This window comes from Polaromonas sp. P1_G1 (assembly GCF_056405595.1).
On the sequence record NZ_JBFUBU010000033.1, the window covers coordinates 20,180 to 35,084 of the forward strand.

22 protein-coding genes are annotated in these 14,905 nt (G+C 63.2%); 21 read left to right on the top strand and 1 reads right to left on the bottom strand.

The window, feature by feature from the left end:
• Window positions 1-20: 20 nt before the first annotated feature.
• The 21 genes from AC1D1Y_RS17225 (at window position 21) to AC1D1Y_RS17325 (ending at window position 14,575) form a co-directional block, all read left to right on the top strand.
• Window positions 21-212, top strand: coding sequence for a hypothetical protein (locus tag AC1D1Y_RS17225; protein WP_477683388.1), 192 nt, complete (start codon window positions 21-23; stop codon window positions 210-212).
• A 26-nt stretch (window positions 213-238) separates the two neighbouring features.
• Window positions 239-1,273 carry a hypothetical protein gene (locus AC1D1Y_RS17230; protein WP_477683389.1) on the top strand — a complete coding sequence of 345 codons (1,035 nt, stop codon included), beginning with the start codon at window positions 239-241 and terminating at the stop codon, window positions 1,271-1,273.
• Window positions 1,270-1,479, top strand: coding sequence for a hypothetical protein (locus AC1D1Y_RS17235; RefSeq protein WP_477683390.1), 210 nt, complete (start codon window positions 1,270-1,272; stop codon window positions 1,477-1,479). The genes AC1D1Y_RS17230 and AC1D1Y_RS17235 overlap by 4 nt, the downstream gene beginning before the upstream one ends.
• A 135-nt stretch (window positions 1,480-1,614) precedes the next feature.
• Window positions 1,615-2,739, top strand: coding sequence for a N4-gp56 family major capsid protein (locus AC1D1Y_RS17240; RefSeq protein ID WP_477683391.1), 1,125 nt, complete (start codon window positions 1,615-1,617; stop codon window positions 2,737-2,739).
• Between the two features lie 73 nt (window positions 2,740-2,812).
• Window positions 2,813-3,262: a hypothetical protein gene (locus AC1D1Y_RS17245; RefSeq protein WP_477683392.1), complete on the top strand. Its 450-nt coding sequence runs from the start codon at window positions 2,813-2,815 to the stop codon at window positions 3,260-3,262.
• An 80-nt stretch (window positions 3,263-3,342) separates the two neighbouring features.
• Entirely contained in the window at window positions 3,343-3,822 is a 480-nt protein-coding gene (locus tag AC1D1Y_RS17250) for a hypothetical protein (RefSeq protein WP_477683393.1), read from the top strand.
• Between the two features lie 5 nt (window positions 3,823-3,827).
• Entirely contained in the window at window positions 3,828-4,142 is a 315-nt protein-coding gene (locus tag AC1D1Y_RS17255; RefSeq protein WP_477683394.1) for a hypothetical protein, read from the top strand.
• The gene (locus AC1D1Y_RS17260; protein WP_477683395.1) at window positions 4,139-4,756 is read left to right on the top strand and encodes a hypothetical protein; all 618 of its coding nucleotides are present in this window, start codon (window positions 4,139-4,141) and stop codon (window positions 4,754-4,756) included. The genes AC1D1Y_RS17255 and AC1D1Y_RS17260 overlap by 4 nt, the downstream gene beginning before the upstream one ends.
• Window positions 4,757-4,764: 8 nt before the next feature.
• Window positions 4,765-5,118, top strand: a complete 354-nt coding sequence (locus AC1D1Y_RS17265; protein WP_477683396.1) for a hypothetical protein — start codon at window positions 4,765-4,767, stop codon at window positions 5,116-5,118.
• A complete protein-coding gene (locus AC1D1Y_RS17270) occupies window positions 5,115-6,416 on the top strand; it encodes a hypothetical protein (RefSeq protein ID WP_477683397.1) in 1,302 nt (433 codons plus the stop codon). The genes AC1D1Y_RS17265 and AC1D1Y_RS17270 overlap by 4 nt, the downstream gene beginning before the upstream one ends.
• An 8-nt stretch (window positions 6,417-6,424) precedes the next feature.
• Window positions 6,425-6,886, top strand: a complete 462-nt coding sequence (locus AC1D1Y_RS17275; RefSeq protein WP_477683398.1) for a hypothetical protein — start codon at window positions 6,425-6,427, stop codon at window positions 6,884-6,886.
• A complete protein-coding gene (locus AC1D1Y_RS17280; RefSeq protein ID WP_477683399.1) occupies window positions 6,883-7,233 on the top strand; it encodes a hypothetical protein in 351 nt (116 codons plus the stop codon). Before AC1D1Y_RS17275 ends, AC1D1Y_RS17280 begins: the two co-directional genes overlap by 4 nt.
• Complete coding sequence (locus AC1D1Y_RS17285) at window positions 7,223-7,543, top strand: hypothetical protein (protein WP_477683400.1); 321 nt, start codon at window positions 7,223-7,225, stop codon at window positions 7,541-7,543. Before AC1D1Y_RS17280 ends, AC1D1Y_RS17285 begins: the two co-directional genes overlap by 11 nt.
• A complete protein-coding gene (locus AC1D1Y_RS17290; protein WP_477683401.1) occupies window positions 7,540-8,064 on the top strand; it encodes a lysozyme in 525 nt (174 codons plus the stop codon). Before AC1D1Y_RS17285 ends, AC1D1Y_RS17290 begins: the two co-directional genes overlap by 4 nt.
• Complete coding sequence (locus tag AC1D1Y_RS17295) at window positions 8,061-8,588, top strand: DUF2514 family protein (RefSeq protein ID WP_477683402.1); 528 nt, start codon at window positions 8,061-8,063, stop codon at window positions 8,586-8,588. Before AC1D1Y_RS17290 ends, AC1D1Y_RS17295 begins: the two co-directional genes overlap by 4 nt.
• A gap of 9 nt (window positions 8,589-8,597) precedes the next feature.
• On the top strand, window positions 8,598-9,449 hold the full coding sequence (locus tag AC1D1Y_RS17300) for a hypothetical protein (protein ID WP_477683403.1): 852 nt from the start codon (window positions 8,598-8,600) through the stop codon (window positions 9,447-9,449).
• The gene (locus AC1D1Y_RS17305) at window positions 9,449-11,458 is read left to right on the top strand and encodes a hypothetical protein (protein WP_477683404.1); all 2,010 of its coding nucleotides are present in this window, start codon (window positions 9,449-9,451) and stop codon (window positions 11,456-11,458) included. The genes AC1D1Y_RS17300 and AC1D1Y_RS17305 overlap by 1 nt, the downstream gene beginning before the upstream one ends.
• Complete coding sequence (locus tag AC1D1Y_RS17310) at window positions 11,455-11,667, top strand: hypothetical protein (RefSeq protein ID WP_477683405.1); 213 nt, start codon at window positions 11,455-11,457, stop codon at window positions 11,665-11,667. Before AC1D1Y_RS17305 ends, AC1D1Y_RS17310 begins: the two co-directional genes overlap by 4 nt.
• 41 nt (window positions 11,668-11,708) lie before the next feature.
• Complete coding sequence (locus AC1D1Y_RS17315; RefSeq protein ID WP_477683406.1) at window positions 11,709-12,305, top strand: GNAT family N-acetyltransferase; 597 nt, start codon at window positions 11,709-11,711, stop codon at window positions 12,303-12,305.
• Between the two features lie 57 nt (window positions 12,306-12,362).
• Window positions 12,363-13,190, top strand: a complete 828-nt coding sequence (locus tag AC1D1Y_RS17320) for a hypothetical protein (RefSeq protein ID WP_477683407.1) — start codon at window positions 12,363-12,365, stop codon at window positions 13,188-13,190.
• Window positions 13,190-14,575, top strand: coding sequence for a phosphoadenosine phosphosulfate reductase domain-containing protein (locus AC1D1Y_RS17325; RefSeq protein ID WP_477683408.1), 1,386 nt, complete (start codon window positions 13,190-13,192; stop codon window positions 14,573-14,575). The genes AC1D1Y_RS17320 and AC1D1Y_RS17325 overlap by 1 nt, the downstream gene beginning before the upstream one ends.
• Here the strand turns inward: AC1D1Y_RS17325 and AC1D1Y_RS17330 are convergent.
• Window positions 14,572-14,847, bottom strand: a complete 276-nt coding sequence (locus AC1D1Y_RS17330; protein WP_477683409.1) for a hypothetical protein — start codon at window positions 14,845-14,847, stop codon at window positions 14,572-14,574. The genes AC1D1Y_RS17325 and AC1D1Y_RS17330 overlap by 4 nt on opposite strands.
• Window positions 14,848-14,905: the final 58 nt, after the last annotated feature.

The window sequence follows — 14,905 nt, forward strand, 5'->3', positions numbered from 1 at the left end:
AGGGCGAAAAGGAGTGAGTGATGGGAAACGCAATCGCATCCGCCCCCAAGGGCGATGACAGCTACGACAAATGGCGCGCCAAGGATGACATGCGCACCGTTCTTGAGGCCGAGCGCATCAAGAAAGACCCGACGCGCATGAAGCACGTCAAGCGCTGCGCCAAGGAAGAACTGGCGGAAATGAACGCCATGAAGACCCTGGCCAACAGCTAATTTTTTTTCAACTACAGGAGAGCAAGATGCTTAAAGGCTTTACGGAAGAGGATCTGGTCGGGCTGAGCGCGGCGGAGCGCGCGATTCTCGAAGGCGACGACGACAACGACGGGGACGGCAGCGAAGATGAGCTGACCGCCCTGGCCGGTGGCGACGGCGAAGAAGGAAATGACGGCTCTGATGCCGACGCCGGCGGTGAAGGCGGCGAGGGCGCGGATGGCGACAAAGGCAAGGGAAAAGAGGGGGCCGATGGTGACGACGGTGCCGCCGCGGGCGATGCTGACGGCGAGAAAGACAAAGGCGGCGACAAGGCAAAGCCCGATGACAAGGGCGCCGACAAAGGAAAGGCCAAGGAAACCCCAGAAGACGACGATCCGGGCGTCGATACGGGCGTGACCTTTACGCCTCAGACGCCGGCGGATGCTGAAAAGCAGCGTGAACTGCTCAACACGCGCAAGGACGAGGCCTTCGCCAAGCTCATGGAAGGTGAGATTGACGCCGCTGAGTACAAAAAGGTGGAGAAAGAGGTGGACGGTGAGCTGCAAAAGCTCCTTGAAGCCCGCATCACGGACAACGTGACCAACACGCTGACCACGGCCAATATCAACAAGGCCTGGAAGGCCGAGGTATCGACCGCGCTCAAGGCCGCGGCTTCCGATGGCATCGATTATTCGAAGGACGAGGCCAAAATGAAGGAGCTGGACCGCCTGATCCGCGTGTTCGGTGCCGAAGCCACGGAAGCGGGCATGACCGATGACGGGCTCAAGGCCTCCAAGTGGGCGCTGGGCCAGGCCCTGGACACCATGAAGCGCCGCCACGGCACGGCCAGCCCGGCAGCCGGCGAGGGCAAGTCGGGCACGAAGCCGGCAGCACCCAACAGCAGGGCAGGGAAGGCGCCGGACCTGAGCGCCATCCCGCCGGGCCTGAGCAAAGCGCCGATTGCGGCCGGCGCTGACGGCGGCGGCGACGAGTTTGCGCACCTGGCAAGCTTGAAGGGCGCCGCGCTGGAGAAAGCCATTGCCAGGATGACGCCTGAGCAGCAGGACCGGTACCTGGCATGAGCAACACCCGTGTCCTCACGCGAAATATGAAGGTCAGCGAGACCATCACGTTCGACAACGGCCGCATCGTCGTGCGGCTGGAAGAGCGGACTGGTAGATCGTCGGCCCGCATCCGCTTTGAGCTGAGTTCCGACGTGGTGGTCACCAAGCCGGGCGAGGCTCCGGCCAAGCCCGAGGACACGGTGACTGTTGCGCCAACGAGATAGAAATTCGAGGGTACTTGTTTTCGCATTTGCGTTTACTTACCCTCGGAGTTCTTAAATGGGCCATTAGGCCTGCCACCGGGGCAAACCGGTCATATGCGCAAGAGCGCTTTTTCAACTTGATTGAAGGAGTGCGATATGCGTACCTTGATTGGTGTAAACGACCGCCAGACGGTCAAAAAGTGGGCCACCATGCTGTCGGTGGCCGTCAACAAGGCGAGTTACTTCGCCCGCAAGATGACCGGCGAGGGCAAGGAATCCCGCCTCCCCATCCAGCGCATCGATGACCTTGAACAGGGCGCCGGTGATGAAGTGACCGTTGACCTGCTCATGCCGATGAACATGGAGCCGGTTGTCGGGGAAGAAACCCTCGACGGCAAAGAGCAACCCCTGAAGTACTACACCGACCGCCTGCGGATCGACCAGGTGCGCGGCGGTGCTGATCTGGGCTCCCGCATGACCAAGAAGCGCACCCTGCGCAACTTGCGCCAGGACGCCAAGCGCGTGTCTACCGACTGGTGGAAGCGCCTGATGGACGAGCTGTATTTCATCTACCTGTCCGGCACGCGCGGCACGGGCACCGGCTATGTCTGGTCTGCCAACAACGCCTTCTTCAGCGTCAACCCGCTGACGGCGCCCGACTCCATGCACATCATGTACGGCGGCACGGCAACCAGCAAGGCGACCGTCACGGCCGCTGACGGCATGAACCTGCGCCTGATCGACAAGGCTGTGGCAAAGGCCGAGACCATGGGCGGTGACGGTACCGACGAGCTTTCGATGTTGCCCATCGACATCGACGGTGGCAGCCACTACGTCGCGCTGATGCACACGTACCAGTACGACGCGATGAAGTCGAACACGAACACCGGCCAGTGGCTGGACATTCAGAAGGCCGCTGCCGCTGCCGAAGGTCGCAAGAGCCCGCTCTTCGACAACAACGGCGGCATGTACGCCGATGTCGTGCTGCACAAGCACCGCAACGTGATCGGCTTCAGCGATTACGGCGCCGGCACCAACCTGCCAGCCCGCCGCGCCCTGTTCCTGGGCTCCCAGGCCGCCTTCGTGGCCTACGGCTCCGGTGACGGTGAAACCCGCTTCTCGTGGACCGAAGAAGAGAAGGATCACGGCAACAGCGTCGCCATCGGTACGCACTCGATCATGGGTGTGAAGAAGGCGACCTACAAGTCCAAGGACGACGCCGTTATCCGCGACTTCGGCGTGATCGCCATGGACACCTACGCGGTCGACCCGAATGCCTGATGAGTAGCGCCTGGCTCCGGCCGGGCGCACTCCTTCCAAGCACCAACAGTCCCAATCTTTCAAGGAGCCAAAAATGGCACGTACCCTTTCCGATTACATGACGGGCAAGCGCAATCTGCCGCAGCCCAATGGCGCACTGGTCACGAAAGTGCCCGTGTTCATGGTCCTGCCGGCAGCCCTGGCCGCTGGCGACCTGTTGGCCCTGCTCAAGGTGCCCGCCGGTATCCGCGTGGTGGACTTCGACATCTTTGCCCCGCAGCTCGACTCCAACGGTGCGCCAGCTCTGGCTCACTCCATCGGTGTCGAGAACGCTGGCGGCACTGACCTGGCTACGGTCTACGAAGCTGGTCTGACCTTCGGTCGCACCGCCAACGGCAGCGCATCCCGTTGCACCACGGCCGTCGCGCCACAGGACGCGGGCTACACCGCTGAGCGCGTGATTTCGCTCAAGACCACGACCATCGCGGCCACCGCTGCGCTGGCGGGCAAGACCATCCTGGTCCTGCTGCACCTCGTCAGCTAAGCCGGCTCCGCCGCCTTAGAGGGCATTGCGTAGGGCCGCCTTGTGCGGCCCTGCTTTCTCCCCCAACCAAGGAATGCAAGATGCTGATTCACGCCTACCGCCGCAAGGACGCCACGCCAGTCCATACCGGCAAAACCAATATCGAATTCAAGGTCAATGACGCCGGCGACGTGGTTGCCGAAGTTGCCGACCAGGACGACATCGACGTGCTGCTGGCCATCCCAGAAGGCTACCGCGCCTACCAGGGCGGGAAGGTCGCTGAAAAGGCCGTCAAGACCCCAGCGCCCAAGGCTCCTACCGCGGCCGAACAAGCTGCTGCTACTGCCGCCGCTGCAGGCCCGAAGACCGGTGGCGATGGCGCAGGTAGCGGCGATGGCGCCGGCACTGGCGAGAAGCCTTTCCTGCTCAAGGGCGAGAAGCCGGAAGACGACATCGACCTGGGCGCCATGGACCGCGACGCGCTGAAGGAGTTCGCGAAGACCAACGACGTGCGCCTGCACCACACCTGGTCGGATGAAAAGGTCCGCCAGACGCTCTTTGAAGCCTTCGCTGCGGAGTAAATCCCGTGACCACGGCGCAGGAAGTCATCGACCTTGCCCGTGTCCCGATGAACGATGCCGACAAGGATCGTTATAAGGACACGGACTTCCTGCGCTTCCTGAACGCAGGCCTGCGCCTGCTCAAGCGGAGCCGGGCCGACCTCTTTATCGGGTCCCTGTCCACCGCCAACGTCGATCTGGCACTGGGCGACATCCTACCCACGCCGGACCACGTCGACCAGGCGCTGGCCGATTACCTCACTGCGCGCGCCATGACCACCGACACGGAGGACACGGAGCGTGTCGGCGCCTTCTTCGCCCTTGCCGGAGGTCAGCTATGAAGGCCTGGGCCGAGTTCTACGACACGCTGCTGCCGGATCTGCCCGGCTGCACGCCGAGCATGGCAAACGTCGCACTGCGCCACGCTGCGCGCGAGTTCTGCAGCAAGACCTTGGCCTGGAATGAGTGGCGCGGGCCGCAGGACACCAGCGCAGCCAGCATCGAATACGACTTTGACGTCGCAACCACCGAGAGCGTGGTGAAGCTGCTGGGCGCAACCTTGGCAGGCAACGACCTGCATATCCTGGCCCAGAACGACCTGCCACTGGACTGGCAGACCGCGCCGGCGTGCCGCAGCGGCATCGTAACCATCGATCTGCGCTCCTTCTTCGTCCTGCCCCAGCGCGCCGCCGGCCTGGCGATTCGCACCTGGATCGCCCTGCAGCCGTCCAAGAAGGGCGCCGGCGTGCCCGATGCCCTGTTTGACCAGTATGAGGAAGACATCTGTGCCGGCGCAAAGGCCCGGCTGATGTTGAGCCCCAAGAAGCCCTATACCGATGCCGGCCTGGCGGGCACGCACCGCGCCGACTTCGACACGCGCATTGCGCGCGCGACCCGGGCGGTCGAGAAATCATTCAGCCGCGTGCCTCGGCGCGTGGTTGCGAACTTCTTCTAAGGCCTGACATGACCACCCCAGGCGCATATGCACTGACCATCTACCAGGGCGCAACCTTCGAGCTGCGCGTCATCTGGCAGGACTCCAATCGCGCCCCCATCAACCTGACGGGCTACACCGCGCGCATGCAGATTCGCGAGCGGCTGTCTGCCACTACCACGCTGGCGAACATGACCAGCGAGAACGGCGGTATCACCCTCGGCGGCTCGACGGGCACGATAGACCTGCTGCTGACCGCTGCCGAAACAGCCGCAATCAACGCCGTGCGCGGGGTTTATGACCTCGAGCTTATCTCGCCCTCCGGGGTGGTCAGCAAGGTACTGGCCGACGAGGTGGACTTCGTCAAGGAGGTCACGCGGTGATTACCGTCGAAGAGCCTACCGTTGTCGTGGTCCAAGACCCTCCCGCGCCGAAAGTCGTGGAGGTGCAGGCGCGCGGGCCTCAAGGACCGGCGGGCACGGTGGCCGTAGGCACCGTCGTGACAGGCGCGGAAGGCTCAGACGTCATCGTGACCAATTCCGGCACTCAGACCGCCGCGGTGCTGAACTTCTCCATCCCGCGCGGCAATACCGGAAATGCTGGCCTGGCCGCCACGATTGCCGTGGGCTCTGTGTCCACCGGTGCGCCGGGCTCTGCCGTCACCTTCACGAACGTGGGCACGGCCAACGCTGCAATCTTCAATATCTCCATCCCGCGCGGCGACACCGGCGCTGCAGGTAGCAACGCCTGGGCCGCTATCACCGGCAAGCCAACGACCATCGTCGGCTACGGCATCACGGACGCCTATGCCAACCCGATGACCACCGCCGGCGACCTGACCGTGGGCGGCGCCCTCGGCGTGCCGACGCGGCTTGCCATCGGCACGAATGGGTACTTCCTGAAGGTTCTCGCTGGCGCCGTCACGTGGGCAGACTTCTTTGCCGAAGTTCGCGCTGCGACGCTTACCGGCATTTCCTTTGCCACTGGCACGGCCATCACGGCTGCTGACACCGTGCTGTCCGCACTGGGCAAGCTCCAGAAGCAAATCACCGACCTGCTTACCGCCACCTACGCCACGGGCGACATGGTGGACACGTTCGCAACCACCGCGCGGGCAGGTTTTGTGATGGGTGCGGGCAAGACGATTGGCAATGCCGCCTCGGGCGCAACGGAACGTGCCAATGCCGACACGCTGCCCTTGTTCACGCTGCTCTACAACTCGATGACGAACACTGAGGCGCCAGTGTCCGGCGGCAGGACTACCAGCGCAGCGGCTGACTTTGCCCTGAATAAGACCATCACGCTTCCGGATCTGCGCGGCCGTGTTGCCGCAGGCAAAGATGACATGGGCGGCACTGCAGCGAACCGCATCACCAGCGGTGCTGCAGGCTTCGCTGGCAACGTCCTTGGTGCTTCTGGTGGCACGCAGACTCACACGCTTTCGCAGACGGAAATGCCAAGCCACACCCACGCCGTCAGCGACCCGACACACGCGCACGGCATCGCCGGCTCGATGCAGAACTACGGCGTTCTGAGTGGTGGGTCATCGGTCATCACCCAGATTGCCAGCATGGTTACCGGAGCGTCAGCAACTGGCATCACGAACAACTCGACGGGTGGCAGCGGGGCACACCTGAACACGCAGCCCACGTACATCGTCAACAAGATCATCAAGCTGTGAGGTGCGACGTGAAACTCTCTTGCATCGTCCCCGACAACGTGATCGTGATAGATGGCGTCGCCCGCAATCCTGTGGGCTTCATTTACCCGCCGGGCGTGCGCGCGGTTCAGTGGGACGGGACGGACGGCTTTGTCGAATACGACCAAGGCGCGCCGCAGCACTTCAGTGATGTCGCCTTCCTTGATGACTTTGTTGAGGCACATGCCGATGCTCCCGAAAGCGGCGGGCCAACGGTCCCACCGCTGACGCCTCAAGAGGCGGCCCAGGCGGAGATTAACTCTCGCCTCGCTGAGGTGGGCTTGACCCAGGAATGGCAGCTTCTTTCAGCCATGGCCGGAATGATCGCCCTCGGGGCGTCGCAGGGCAAGACAGAGCCGCAGACCTACACCGAAAACACGGGCTACAGGAACGCCAAGAACCTGTTCACCTGGATCACGGCAAAAAAGCTGGAAGCGGGGATCGAGCCGTGAACTACCTCGCCTGGCTATGGACCCTCTTTGTCGTCGCGCCGTTGCTGATGCTGGTGCTTTATGCCGCCGGCATCCAGTACGAGGCGGGCGGCTGGATGCGTTGGTGGCTATTGCCCCTGGTGCTAGTAGCTGCGGTGCTCGATGTGCTCCTGAATTACACGGTGCTGGCTGTCTACACGGCCGATTTCCCCTTGCGGGGCGAGTTCACCTTCAGTCAGCGCATGCCGCGGTTGATTGAGGCGGGCGGCCGCGTTGGAAAAGTCTGCCTGCTGCTCGCACTCGCGCTCAACGTCCTGGCGCCAGGAGGCGTCCACATCAAATTGAAAGGGTCTCCAAATGGACAGTAAAGACATCAGCATGCCGCTTGCAAAGGCCTCTGCCGCGATTGCATCCGCCACGGGCGCCCAAGCCCTCGACGGTGCCGCGCGCACCGGTTCTTTCATTGCCGATTTGCTTGTTCCAACCTGGCCGAACATCGCCTCCGCATTGGCTGCGCTGTTCAGTCTGTGCCTGCTGTCGGAGTGGTTCTGGAAGAAGGTGTGGCGCCCGCTTTTCGAGCGTTTGGGCTGGATCAAGCCTAAGCCCCACCTGGTGCTGACGGCACGTGAGTGGGCCGAACGCATTGCTCAGGAAGAAAGCGACAGGGCTCCGCTATGAACGCCAACCCTACCATCGTCCGTCGCGCCATTGCCGGCTTGACCTTGGGCAGCGCCGCGCTTATCGGGGCGATGCACCAATGGGAAAGCCAGGAACTGGTCGCCTATGCGGACAAACTCGCCGGCAACCTGCCTACCTATTGCAGTGGGGCCACGAGCTGGGCCGTGAAGCCCGGCACCAAGTTCACCCAGGCCGAGTGCGACGCCGTAGACGCCGCCACCGCCAGCGAGTACGGCCGCGCGATCCTGGCCTGCATCCCGGCGGACAAGCTCGACCAAAACAGCTTCGACGCAATCACGCTGTTCGCCATCAATGTCGGCAAAAAAGGGGCATGCGGCTCCCGTGCGGCCACCTTGATCCGCGCTGGCAAGCGGGAAGAGGGCTGCCACGCTTTGTCGCACGGTCCAGACGGCAAGCCGGCGTGGTCTTTCGCTGGCGGCGTGTACGTGCGCGGCCTGCAGAACCGGCGCCTGTTTGAAGAGAACTGGTGCCTGCGCGCAGCGGCGGGAGGTCAACCATGAAGCTCTGGCACAAGGCATTGCTGCTGCTGGCCCTTGTGGGCGTGATGGTCGCCGGCTACCAGTGGTGGCGGGACGCAGTGCGGGACGAAGGCGTTGTTGCCGGCCGCGCCGAGGTTCAGAAGAAGTGGGACGACGCGACGCTGGCCCATCAGCATGCCGTCATCGAAGAAGCCCACGCCAACGCCAAAGAAACCCAACGCCGCCTCGAACGGCAGAAGGAGAACCAAGATGCTCAAGACAAAGAACTCGCCATTGCGCGTGCTGCTGCTGATCGCAACGGCATTGCTGCTGACGAGCTGCGCGTTCAGAACGCAGACGCCGCCAAGCGCTGGAGCGCCACCCTCGGCGATTCCCCCACTGCCGGCGACCTCGCGGCAGCCGCCCAGACCATCGGAGTGCTTGCCGACGTGTCCGGACGCGCTGATCGCCGAGCGGGCGTCCTGGCCAGCTACGCCGAAGCCGCCCGAGCGGCCGGCCTCAAGTGTGAGCGGGACTACGACGCCCTGACTGCACCAAAACAATAAGGAGTCACCATGGGCCAGAAGATCAAAAACAACGCTCGGGCCTTGCTGTTCGGGTCTATCTCTGCGCTAGACACTTCGCTGACCGTGGAGGCCGCGAAGGCTGACACCTTCCCTGTTGCCACGACCACCAACTGGCTTACGCCGCTCGATTGGTACAACGCGACCATCCAGGACAACAGCGGCAACATTGAAATCGTGAAGGTCGGCGTTCGGAACTCGGGTAGCGGTGTGATGTCCGTGCTGCAGCGCGGCCAGCAAGGAACCACGCCGCGGGCGTTCGCTGCGGGCTCTGTCGTTGAGCTGCGCATCACCGCCGAGGACGTTGAAGCGGCAATCGCCGCTCCCGTGGCCTTGCTGGCGGCATTGACGCCGCTCCTTGCCCCAGTCGGCGGCATTATTCTGTATGACGGCGTTCTCGGGGACTTGCCCGGGCAGTGGGTTGTTTGCGATGGCAACAACGGCACGCCGAACATGACCGACAAGTTCGTCATTGGCGCAGGGCCAACCTACGCCAAAGGGACCACCGGCGGCTCCAAGGACGCGGTGGTTGTCTCGCACACCCACACGGCCGCCTTTACGGGCGATGCGCTGGGTGCGCACGGCCACGCGATCAATGACCCCGGTCACTCCCACACATTGCCGGGCGTGTACGACACCTACGGCGCATTTCCCAACGTGTCAGCGGTGTTGGTCCAGTCGGGCTCCATCAATACCAGCCACGTGGGCACCGGCGTGACGGTTGCTGGTGCCTCCGCAGGCACCCCGACTGGCACGGTGGCCGTGAATAGTGCAGGCGTTTCTGGGACCGACAAGAATTTGCCCCCTTACTACGCGCTGTACTACATCAAACGGATCGCCTAATGACCGCCGTGAATGTGAAACCCTTTCGTGGTCAGGTGCCGCGCATCAGCGACCGCCTGATTGGGGCCAACCAGGCCAAGTCGGCCATGAACTGCAAAATCACCGCAGGTCGGATCGACCCCATACGCGGCCTTGGCCTGGTGCACACGTCGTTGGCCGCTTCCATCAGCACAATGTATCGGTATCGTCACGCCGGTGGGGACGACTGGCTGGTGTCAACAAAGGTTGTCGACTTCGTCAAATCCCCCACTGCGCAGGACTCGCTGGGACGCGTCTATTGGGCGGGTGACGGTGAGCCGCGCATGTCCACCGCGGCGCTGGCAATCGGCGGCCCTGGCCCCTATCCAAACGCCTGGTATGTGTTGGGCGTGGTTGGGCCAAGCGTGGCGCCTGCGCTGGTCGTTACGGGCGGCGCGGCGCCTGTAGAGATCCGCTCTTACGTCTACACCTTCAAGACAGCGCTGGGTGAGGAATCCGCCCCAAGCCCAGCCGTTACCCTGTCCGGCAACATCAGCGGCAGTTGGGATCTGTCGGCCCTCCAGACCGCGCCGCCGAACAGCGGCACTATCAGCGCGGCCGTGACCGTGGCAACCGGTGTTGTTGAGGTGACATTGGACACCGTGCGCGGCCTGCAGGCCTTCGAAGAGGTGGTCTTCGCCGGGGTCGCTGGCATGACCGACTTGAACGGCAAGCGCGCGCTTCTGGAAGTGAACGCCGGCACGAACAAGGTCAAGGTGGCGCTGGACACTCCGCAGGTCTACATTGCGGCCGTGGACACCTGGACGCGCGTGGCGCCGCACAACATCGTCGGCATGACGAAAGTCATCTACCGCACGGTGGGCACGAACCTGGATTACAAGCGTGTCGCGGAAATTCCAGTGGCGAACACCACGTACAGCGACACGGTGGCAAGCACCGCGCTGGGCGAGGCCATCCCGACCATTGACAGCTTCACGCCTCCCAAGAATCTGCACAGCATTGTTGCGCTGGCGAACGGCTCCATTTCCGGCATTGCCGGCAACCAGCTCTGCTTCAGCGAGCAGTACAAGCCTTATTCGTGGCCGATTGGCAACCGCTATGCGTTCGCCGGCGTCGGCGTGGCAACCTGTGCCGCCGGAAACTCTGTGATCCTGCTGACAGACGGCAAGCCCATCGTTGCGACTGCGACCGTGCCCGAGGCCGTGAGCATGGCCGACCTGCCCACGGAGGCGCCGTGCGTGTCCAAGCTGAGCGCGCGCGACGTGGGCGGCGCCTGCCTGTACGCCTCGAATGACGGGCTGTATCTCGCCAGCCCGGCCGGTGTGCGCAACCTGACCAATGACCTCTTCCGAAAGGACGAGTGGGTGCTGATGCGACCGGAAAGCTTCAAGGCGGCATTTTTCGACCAGAAGTACTTCGCCATGCACGACGCACCCGGCGACAGCAGCTCAAAAATCATGGTGTTGGACCTGGCCGAGCCAGACAGCATTGTGGAAATCGATGAGCAAATCGACGCCATCTACAAGAACCCGATTGAGGGCGGCCTGCTGTACATGGCGAAGGGCCAGCGGATCTACGAGTGGGACAGCGACGACACCAACCGCTACCTGAGCTACTGGGCAAGCCGGGAATACCAGTTTGGCGCGCCTGTCAACTTGACCGTGGCCCAGGTGCACGCGGAGTACTCGCAAATCGTTCCGCCCAACACCTCGATATTCGATGCGAACACCGCGCTGCTCCTTGACGCTGACAACGTGGACGGCGCCCTGTGTGCGGCCGCGGTGAACACCTTCGCGGTGAACGGTTCGGCCTTGATCCCGGTTCCCGATGTGACCACGCGGCGCGTGCAGTTCTCTCTTCGCGTGGATGGCGAAGTAGTGTTCACAAAGCGGGTTGTGTCCAGCAAACCCTTCCGTCTGCCGAACGGCTTCAAGTCCGAGCTGCAGGGCTTCGAGATTGCCTCTTCCATCCCGGTGCACAGCGTTTCCATGGCCCAGTCCGAAAAAGAACTCGGGCAGGTGTCGCAATGAGCGGGAAGACCAAGGCCGCAGCGGTGCCGCAGGTCCAAAGCGGCCTGCCGGCCGTGGACCGCTTCGCCGAGGTGGTCAAGCAGAACCTGGACTGGATGACTGGGCAGCACGTCAATGCGCCGAAGCTTAAAACCCTCCCCAGCACCGCCACCCTGGCCGAGGTAATTGAGCAGGTGAATGCGCAGCGTGAGCGCCTGGAACGCGGCTGACCCCCCTTTTATTTTGGTCTGTGGATGGCTACCCTCTGACGATGCGCCAACAGCTCATTCATGCCCTTGCCGCACGGCTGGGGGCGACCATCAACCGGGAGACCGCGCTAGACCTCGTGAATGCTCTGTTCCCCGATCTGAGCTGGAAGCCGGAGCGGTTCGGCGTTTGTGAGTACCAGGGCTACACCCTGCAATGCGAGGCGCTGGCTGCCGTAATTCCCGAGCTGCATGCGCTTCATGATGCGCACTATGCGGAGACTGAAAAGTACCGGGCCGGCATCCCGATGGACCCTGACTACGAGGGTATGACAGAGGCGGAGCGCGGGGGCCGGCTGATCCAGTTCACGGCCAGGGACGAAGTGACGGGGGAGCTGGTGGGCAACATGCGGGTGAAGATTTACCCGAGCAGCCACACCCAGACGCTGGTTTGCAAGGAAGACACACTGTATTTGTTGCCTGCGCACCGTGGCGGGCTTCTGGCGGTCAAGCTGTGGCAATTTGTGGAGAACGCGGTGGTCAACGTGGTGGGAGTCCGTGAGGTGCGGTTCACCTCGAAGACGGCCAACAAGGCCGACAAGATGGCTCTGTACATGAAGTACGAGCCCGTCGGCACCGAGTTCGTTAAGACCTTTTTCTGAGCCGGGACGCCGGCACGATGCGCAAGAGCGCTACACCTCGCAAGGAGTAGCGACGCTATGAATATTCTCGAGCTGAAGCGGCAAGGCCTAGGCCACCATTACCGCTGCTCCGACGCGCCCGACAACAGCGGTATGAACGCCGCCGCCGTGCAACAGGCTGCCCTGTCGGCGGAACAATTGGCCTGGGCCAAGCAGGTCTATGCCGAAACCGCACCAGATCGGGCGGCCGCCGCCGCGCGCGCCGCGCAGGTTTCCGACGCTCAAATGGCGTCGATGAACACCCAGACCGCGCTGGCAAAGGACTACGCAGACTACCAAAAGAACACCTTCCGCCCTCTGGAGCAAGGCATTGTTGCCGATGCAGCGAGCTACGACACGCCGGAGCGACGCGCCGCGGCCGCTGGCCAGGCCATGGCCGACGTAGGCACCCAGGCTGATGCCGCGCGTGAAACTATGGCCCGTGAGGCGATGGCGCGCGGCGTTGACCCCAGCTCAGGCAACTTTGCAGCCACGCAGGGCGCGTTTGGCGTGCGCGCGGCCGCCGCAAAGGCCGCCGCCGGAAACGCCGCAAGCACACAGGTTGAGACCATTGGGCAGGCGCGGAAGATGGACGCTGCCAACCTCGGCCGCAACCTTGCCAGCAACCAGGCCACCAGCGCCGGCTTGGCATTGACGGCAGGCAATAACTCCACGTCTAACGCGCAGGTGCCGCTCCAGGTCGCCCAGTCTGGTGCGAACCTGATCAATCAGGGATATTCGGGCGCGCAGCAGGGCCTGGCTGGCGCCGCACAAACCTACGGTGCCATGCAGGGCGGTGCAAGCAACGACGCGGCGATGTGGGGCGGTATCGGCTCAGCCGCCGGTGGAATTGCGATGGCTATCTGATGATGAACTTAGACGCCGTCGATCAAGCCACCGTGGGCTGCTTGGAACTGGGCATTCGTGTGCTGCACGCGAACCTATTTGCCGAAACGGATGAGCTTCACATTGCAAGGCTGCTTGAGCTGATGGACCCGCCCGAGGGTGCGGTGGTGCTGGACGCCGGCTGCGGCGTGGGCGAGGTGGCGCGGATGATGAAGGAGATCCGGCCGGACCTGACTTTCGTGCTTGTCAACGTCAGCCGCGCGCAACTCGACCAGTGCCCACAGGATATGGCCTTGATAGAGGCGGACTTCAACAGCATGCCCCTCCTTGACCGGTCGGTTGATGTGGTGATGTTTCACTACTCGATTTGCCACTCGGCCGACTGGGTGGCAACCCTGCGCGAGGCCCGCCGCGTCCTGCGCGACGATGGCGCGCTGTTCATCAATGACATGAGCCGGGATGGTGGCAACAACGCGCTGATGGTGCCGACACTGGGCGCGGCGGTGCATCACGCCGGGGACGTCGTTGACTGGGCTAAGCGCGCGGGCTTCGACCTGCAGGAGGGGTACTTTCACACCCCCGTGGTGCAGCGCCTGCGCGGGGTGTTCGACTCCAAAGAGTTCTACGACAGCCTGTTCAAGCACGTCCTGCCGGCAACCTGGCGCTTCAGGCCGCGTGTCGCTTCCAGGCCTATCGCTGATGCCTTCGAGCGGCACGAGCGCATCGGGTTTCAGTTTTCGGGTGGCCGCGATTCCACGGCCGCGCTCTTTCTGTTGCGGCCGTACTGGGACCGGATGACGATTTACCACCTGGACACCGGCGACCAGTTCCCGGAAACGAAGGAAGTGGTGCGCCTGGTCGAGGCGCTGACCGGCCCTATGGTGCGGGTTCAAGGCAACGTTGCCGGTGTGCGGGAGCAGTTCGGCATGGCTACCGACCTGGTGCCGGTGGACAACACCCCAGACGGCCGCCTGGTGTCCGGGCGTGAAGTGAAGCTGATCGGCCGGTATGAGTGCTGCTACCGGTCACTGATGGAGCCGATGCAGCGCAGGATTGAGGCTGACGGCATCACCCTGATCGTGCGCGGCCAGCGCGATGATGAATATGCCAAGCAGCCCATGCGCTCAGGCGACGTTCAGCGCGGCATGGAAGTGCTTTACCCCATTCAGTCGTGGACCGGTGAGCAGGTGTCAGCCTTTTTGACCGAAAACGGGCTGCCTATAGCGCCGTTCTACGAACGCGGTGTCAGGCGCGCGCCGGAGTGCATGGGCTGCACGGCATGGTGGGACGAGGGCCGGGCGAAGTACCTGCGCGACTACCACCCCGAGGCTTATGGCCGCTACAGCGCCCAGATGAAGATCATCAGGATCGAGGTGGACAGGCAGTACGGAATGCTGGACGCCTAGCTGCAGGCGAACTGAACTTCAGCCGAAGCGTATTTGCCATATGAAGAGTCTTGCGCCGTCGAGTTGCCAGGGACGAGCTGCTTGCCCGATTTCGCGCAGAACGCGGCGGCCTCTTTCCACAGTTCGGCCTTGACCTGGCTGCCGGAGAACGTGGTGAATTCGCCCATTTTCGATGCCATGTATTGGCCGCTGCCGATAGGCACGATGCCGGTGCTCGGGGTGGCGCAGCCCGCGAGTCCAGCCGCAAACGCGATGAACAGAAATTTCCGCATGTCTTCCTCCGTCAAAAAGTGGAAGTGTATGCCCGTTTCGACCCCCCTTGTTTTTGAC

Coding starts and splice junctions, on each gene's coding strand:
- AC1D1Y_RS17225 (WP_477683388.1), top strand. CDS start 21: ATGGGAAACGCAATCGCATCCGCCCCCAAGGGCGATGACAGCTACGAC.
- AC1D1Y_RS17230 (WP_477683389.1), top strand. CDS start 239: ATGCTTAAAGGCTTTACGGAAGAGGATCTGGTCGGGCTGAGCGCGGCG.
- AC1D1Y_RS17235 (WP_477683390.1), top strand. CDS start 1,270: ATGAGCAACACCCGTGTCCTCACGCGAAATATGAAGGTCAGCGAGACC.
- AC1D1Y_RS17240 (WP_477683391.1), top strand. CDS start 1,615: ATGCGTACCTTGATTGGTGTAAACGACCGCCAGACGGTCAAAAAGTGG.
- AC1D1Y_RS17245 (WP_477683392.1), top strand. CDS start 2,813: ATGGCACGTACCCTTTCCGATTACATGACGGGCAAGCGCAATCTGCCG.
- AC1D1Y_RS17250 (WP_477683393.1), top strand. CDS start 3,343: ATGCTGATTCACGCCTACCGCCGCAAGGACGCCACGCCAGTCCATACC.
- AC1D1Y_RS17260 (WP_477683395.1), top strand. CDS start 4,139: ATGAAGGCCTGGGCCGAGTTCTACGACACGCTGCTGCCGGATCTGCCC.
- AC1D1Y_RS17265 (WP_477683396.1), top strand. CDS start 4,765: ATGACCACCCCAGGCGCATATGCACTGACCATCTACCAGGGCGCAACC.
- AC1D1Y_RS17285 (WP_477683400.1), top strand. CDS start 7,223: ATGGACAGTAAAGACATCAGCATGCCGCTTGCAAAGGCCTCTGCCGCG.
- AC1D1Y_RS17290 (WP_477683401.1), top strand. CDS start 7,540: ATGAACGCCAACCCTACCATCGTCCGTCGCGCCATTGCCGGCTTGACC.
- AC1D1Y_RS17295 (WP_477683402.1), top strand. CDS start 8,061: ATGAAGCTCTGGCACAAGGCATTGCTGCTGCTGGCCCTTGTGGGCGTG.
- AC1D1Y_RS17300 (WP_477683403.1), top strand. CDS start 8,598: ATGGGCCAGAAGATCAAAAACAACGCTCGGGCCTTGCTGTTCGGGTCT.
- AC1D1Y_RS17305 (WP_477683404.1), top strand. CDS start 9,449: ATGACCGCCGTGAATGTGAAACCCTTTCGTGGTCAGGTGCCGCGCATC.
- AC1D1Y_RS17310 (WP_477683405.1), top strand. CDS start 11,455: ATGAGCGGGAAGACCAAGGCCGCAGCGGTGCCGCAGGTCCAAAGCGGC.
- AC1D1Y_RS17315 (WP_477683406.1), top strand. CDS start 11,709: ATGCGCCAACAGCTCATTCATGCCCTTGCCGCACGGCTGGGGGCGACC.
- AC1D1Y_RS17320 (WP_477683407.1), top strand. CDS start 12,363: ATGAATATTCTCGAGCTGAAGCGGCAAGGCCTAGGCCACCATTACCGC.
- AC1D1Y_RS17325 (WP_477683408.1), top strand. CDS start 13,190: ATGATGAACTTAGACGCCGTCGATCAAGCCACCGTGGGCTGCTTGGAA.
- AC1D1Y_RS17330 (WP_477683409.1), bottom strand. CDS start 14,847: ATGCGGAAATTTCTGTTCATCGCGTTTGCGGCTGGACTCGCGGGCTGC.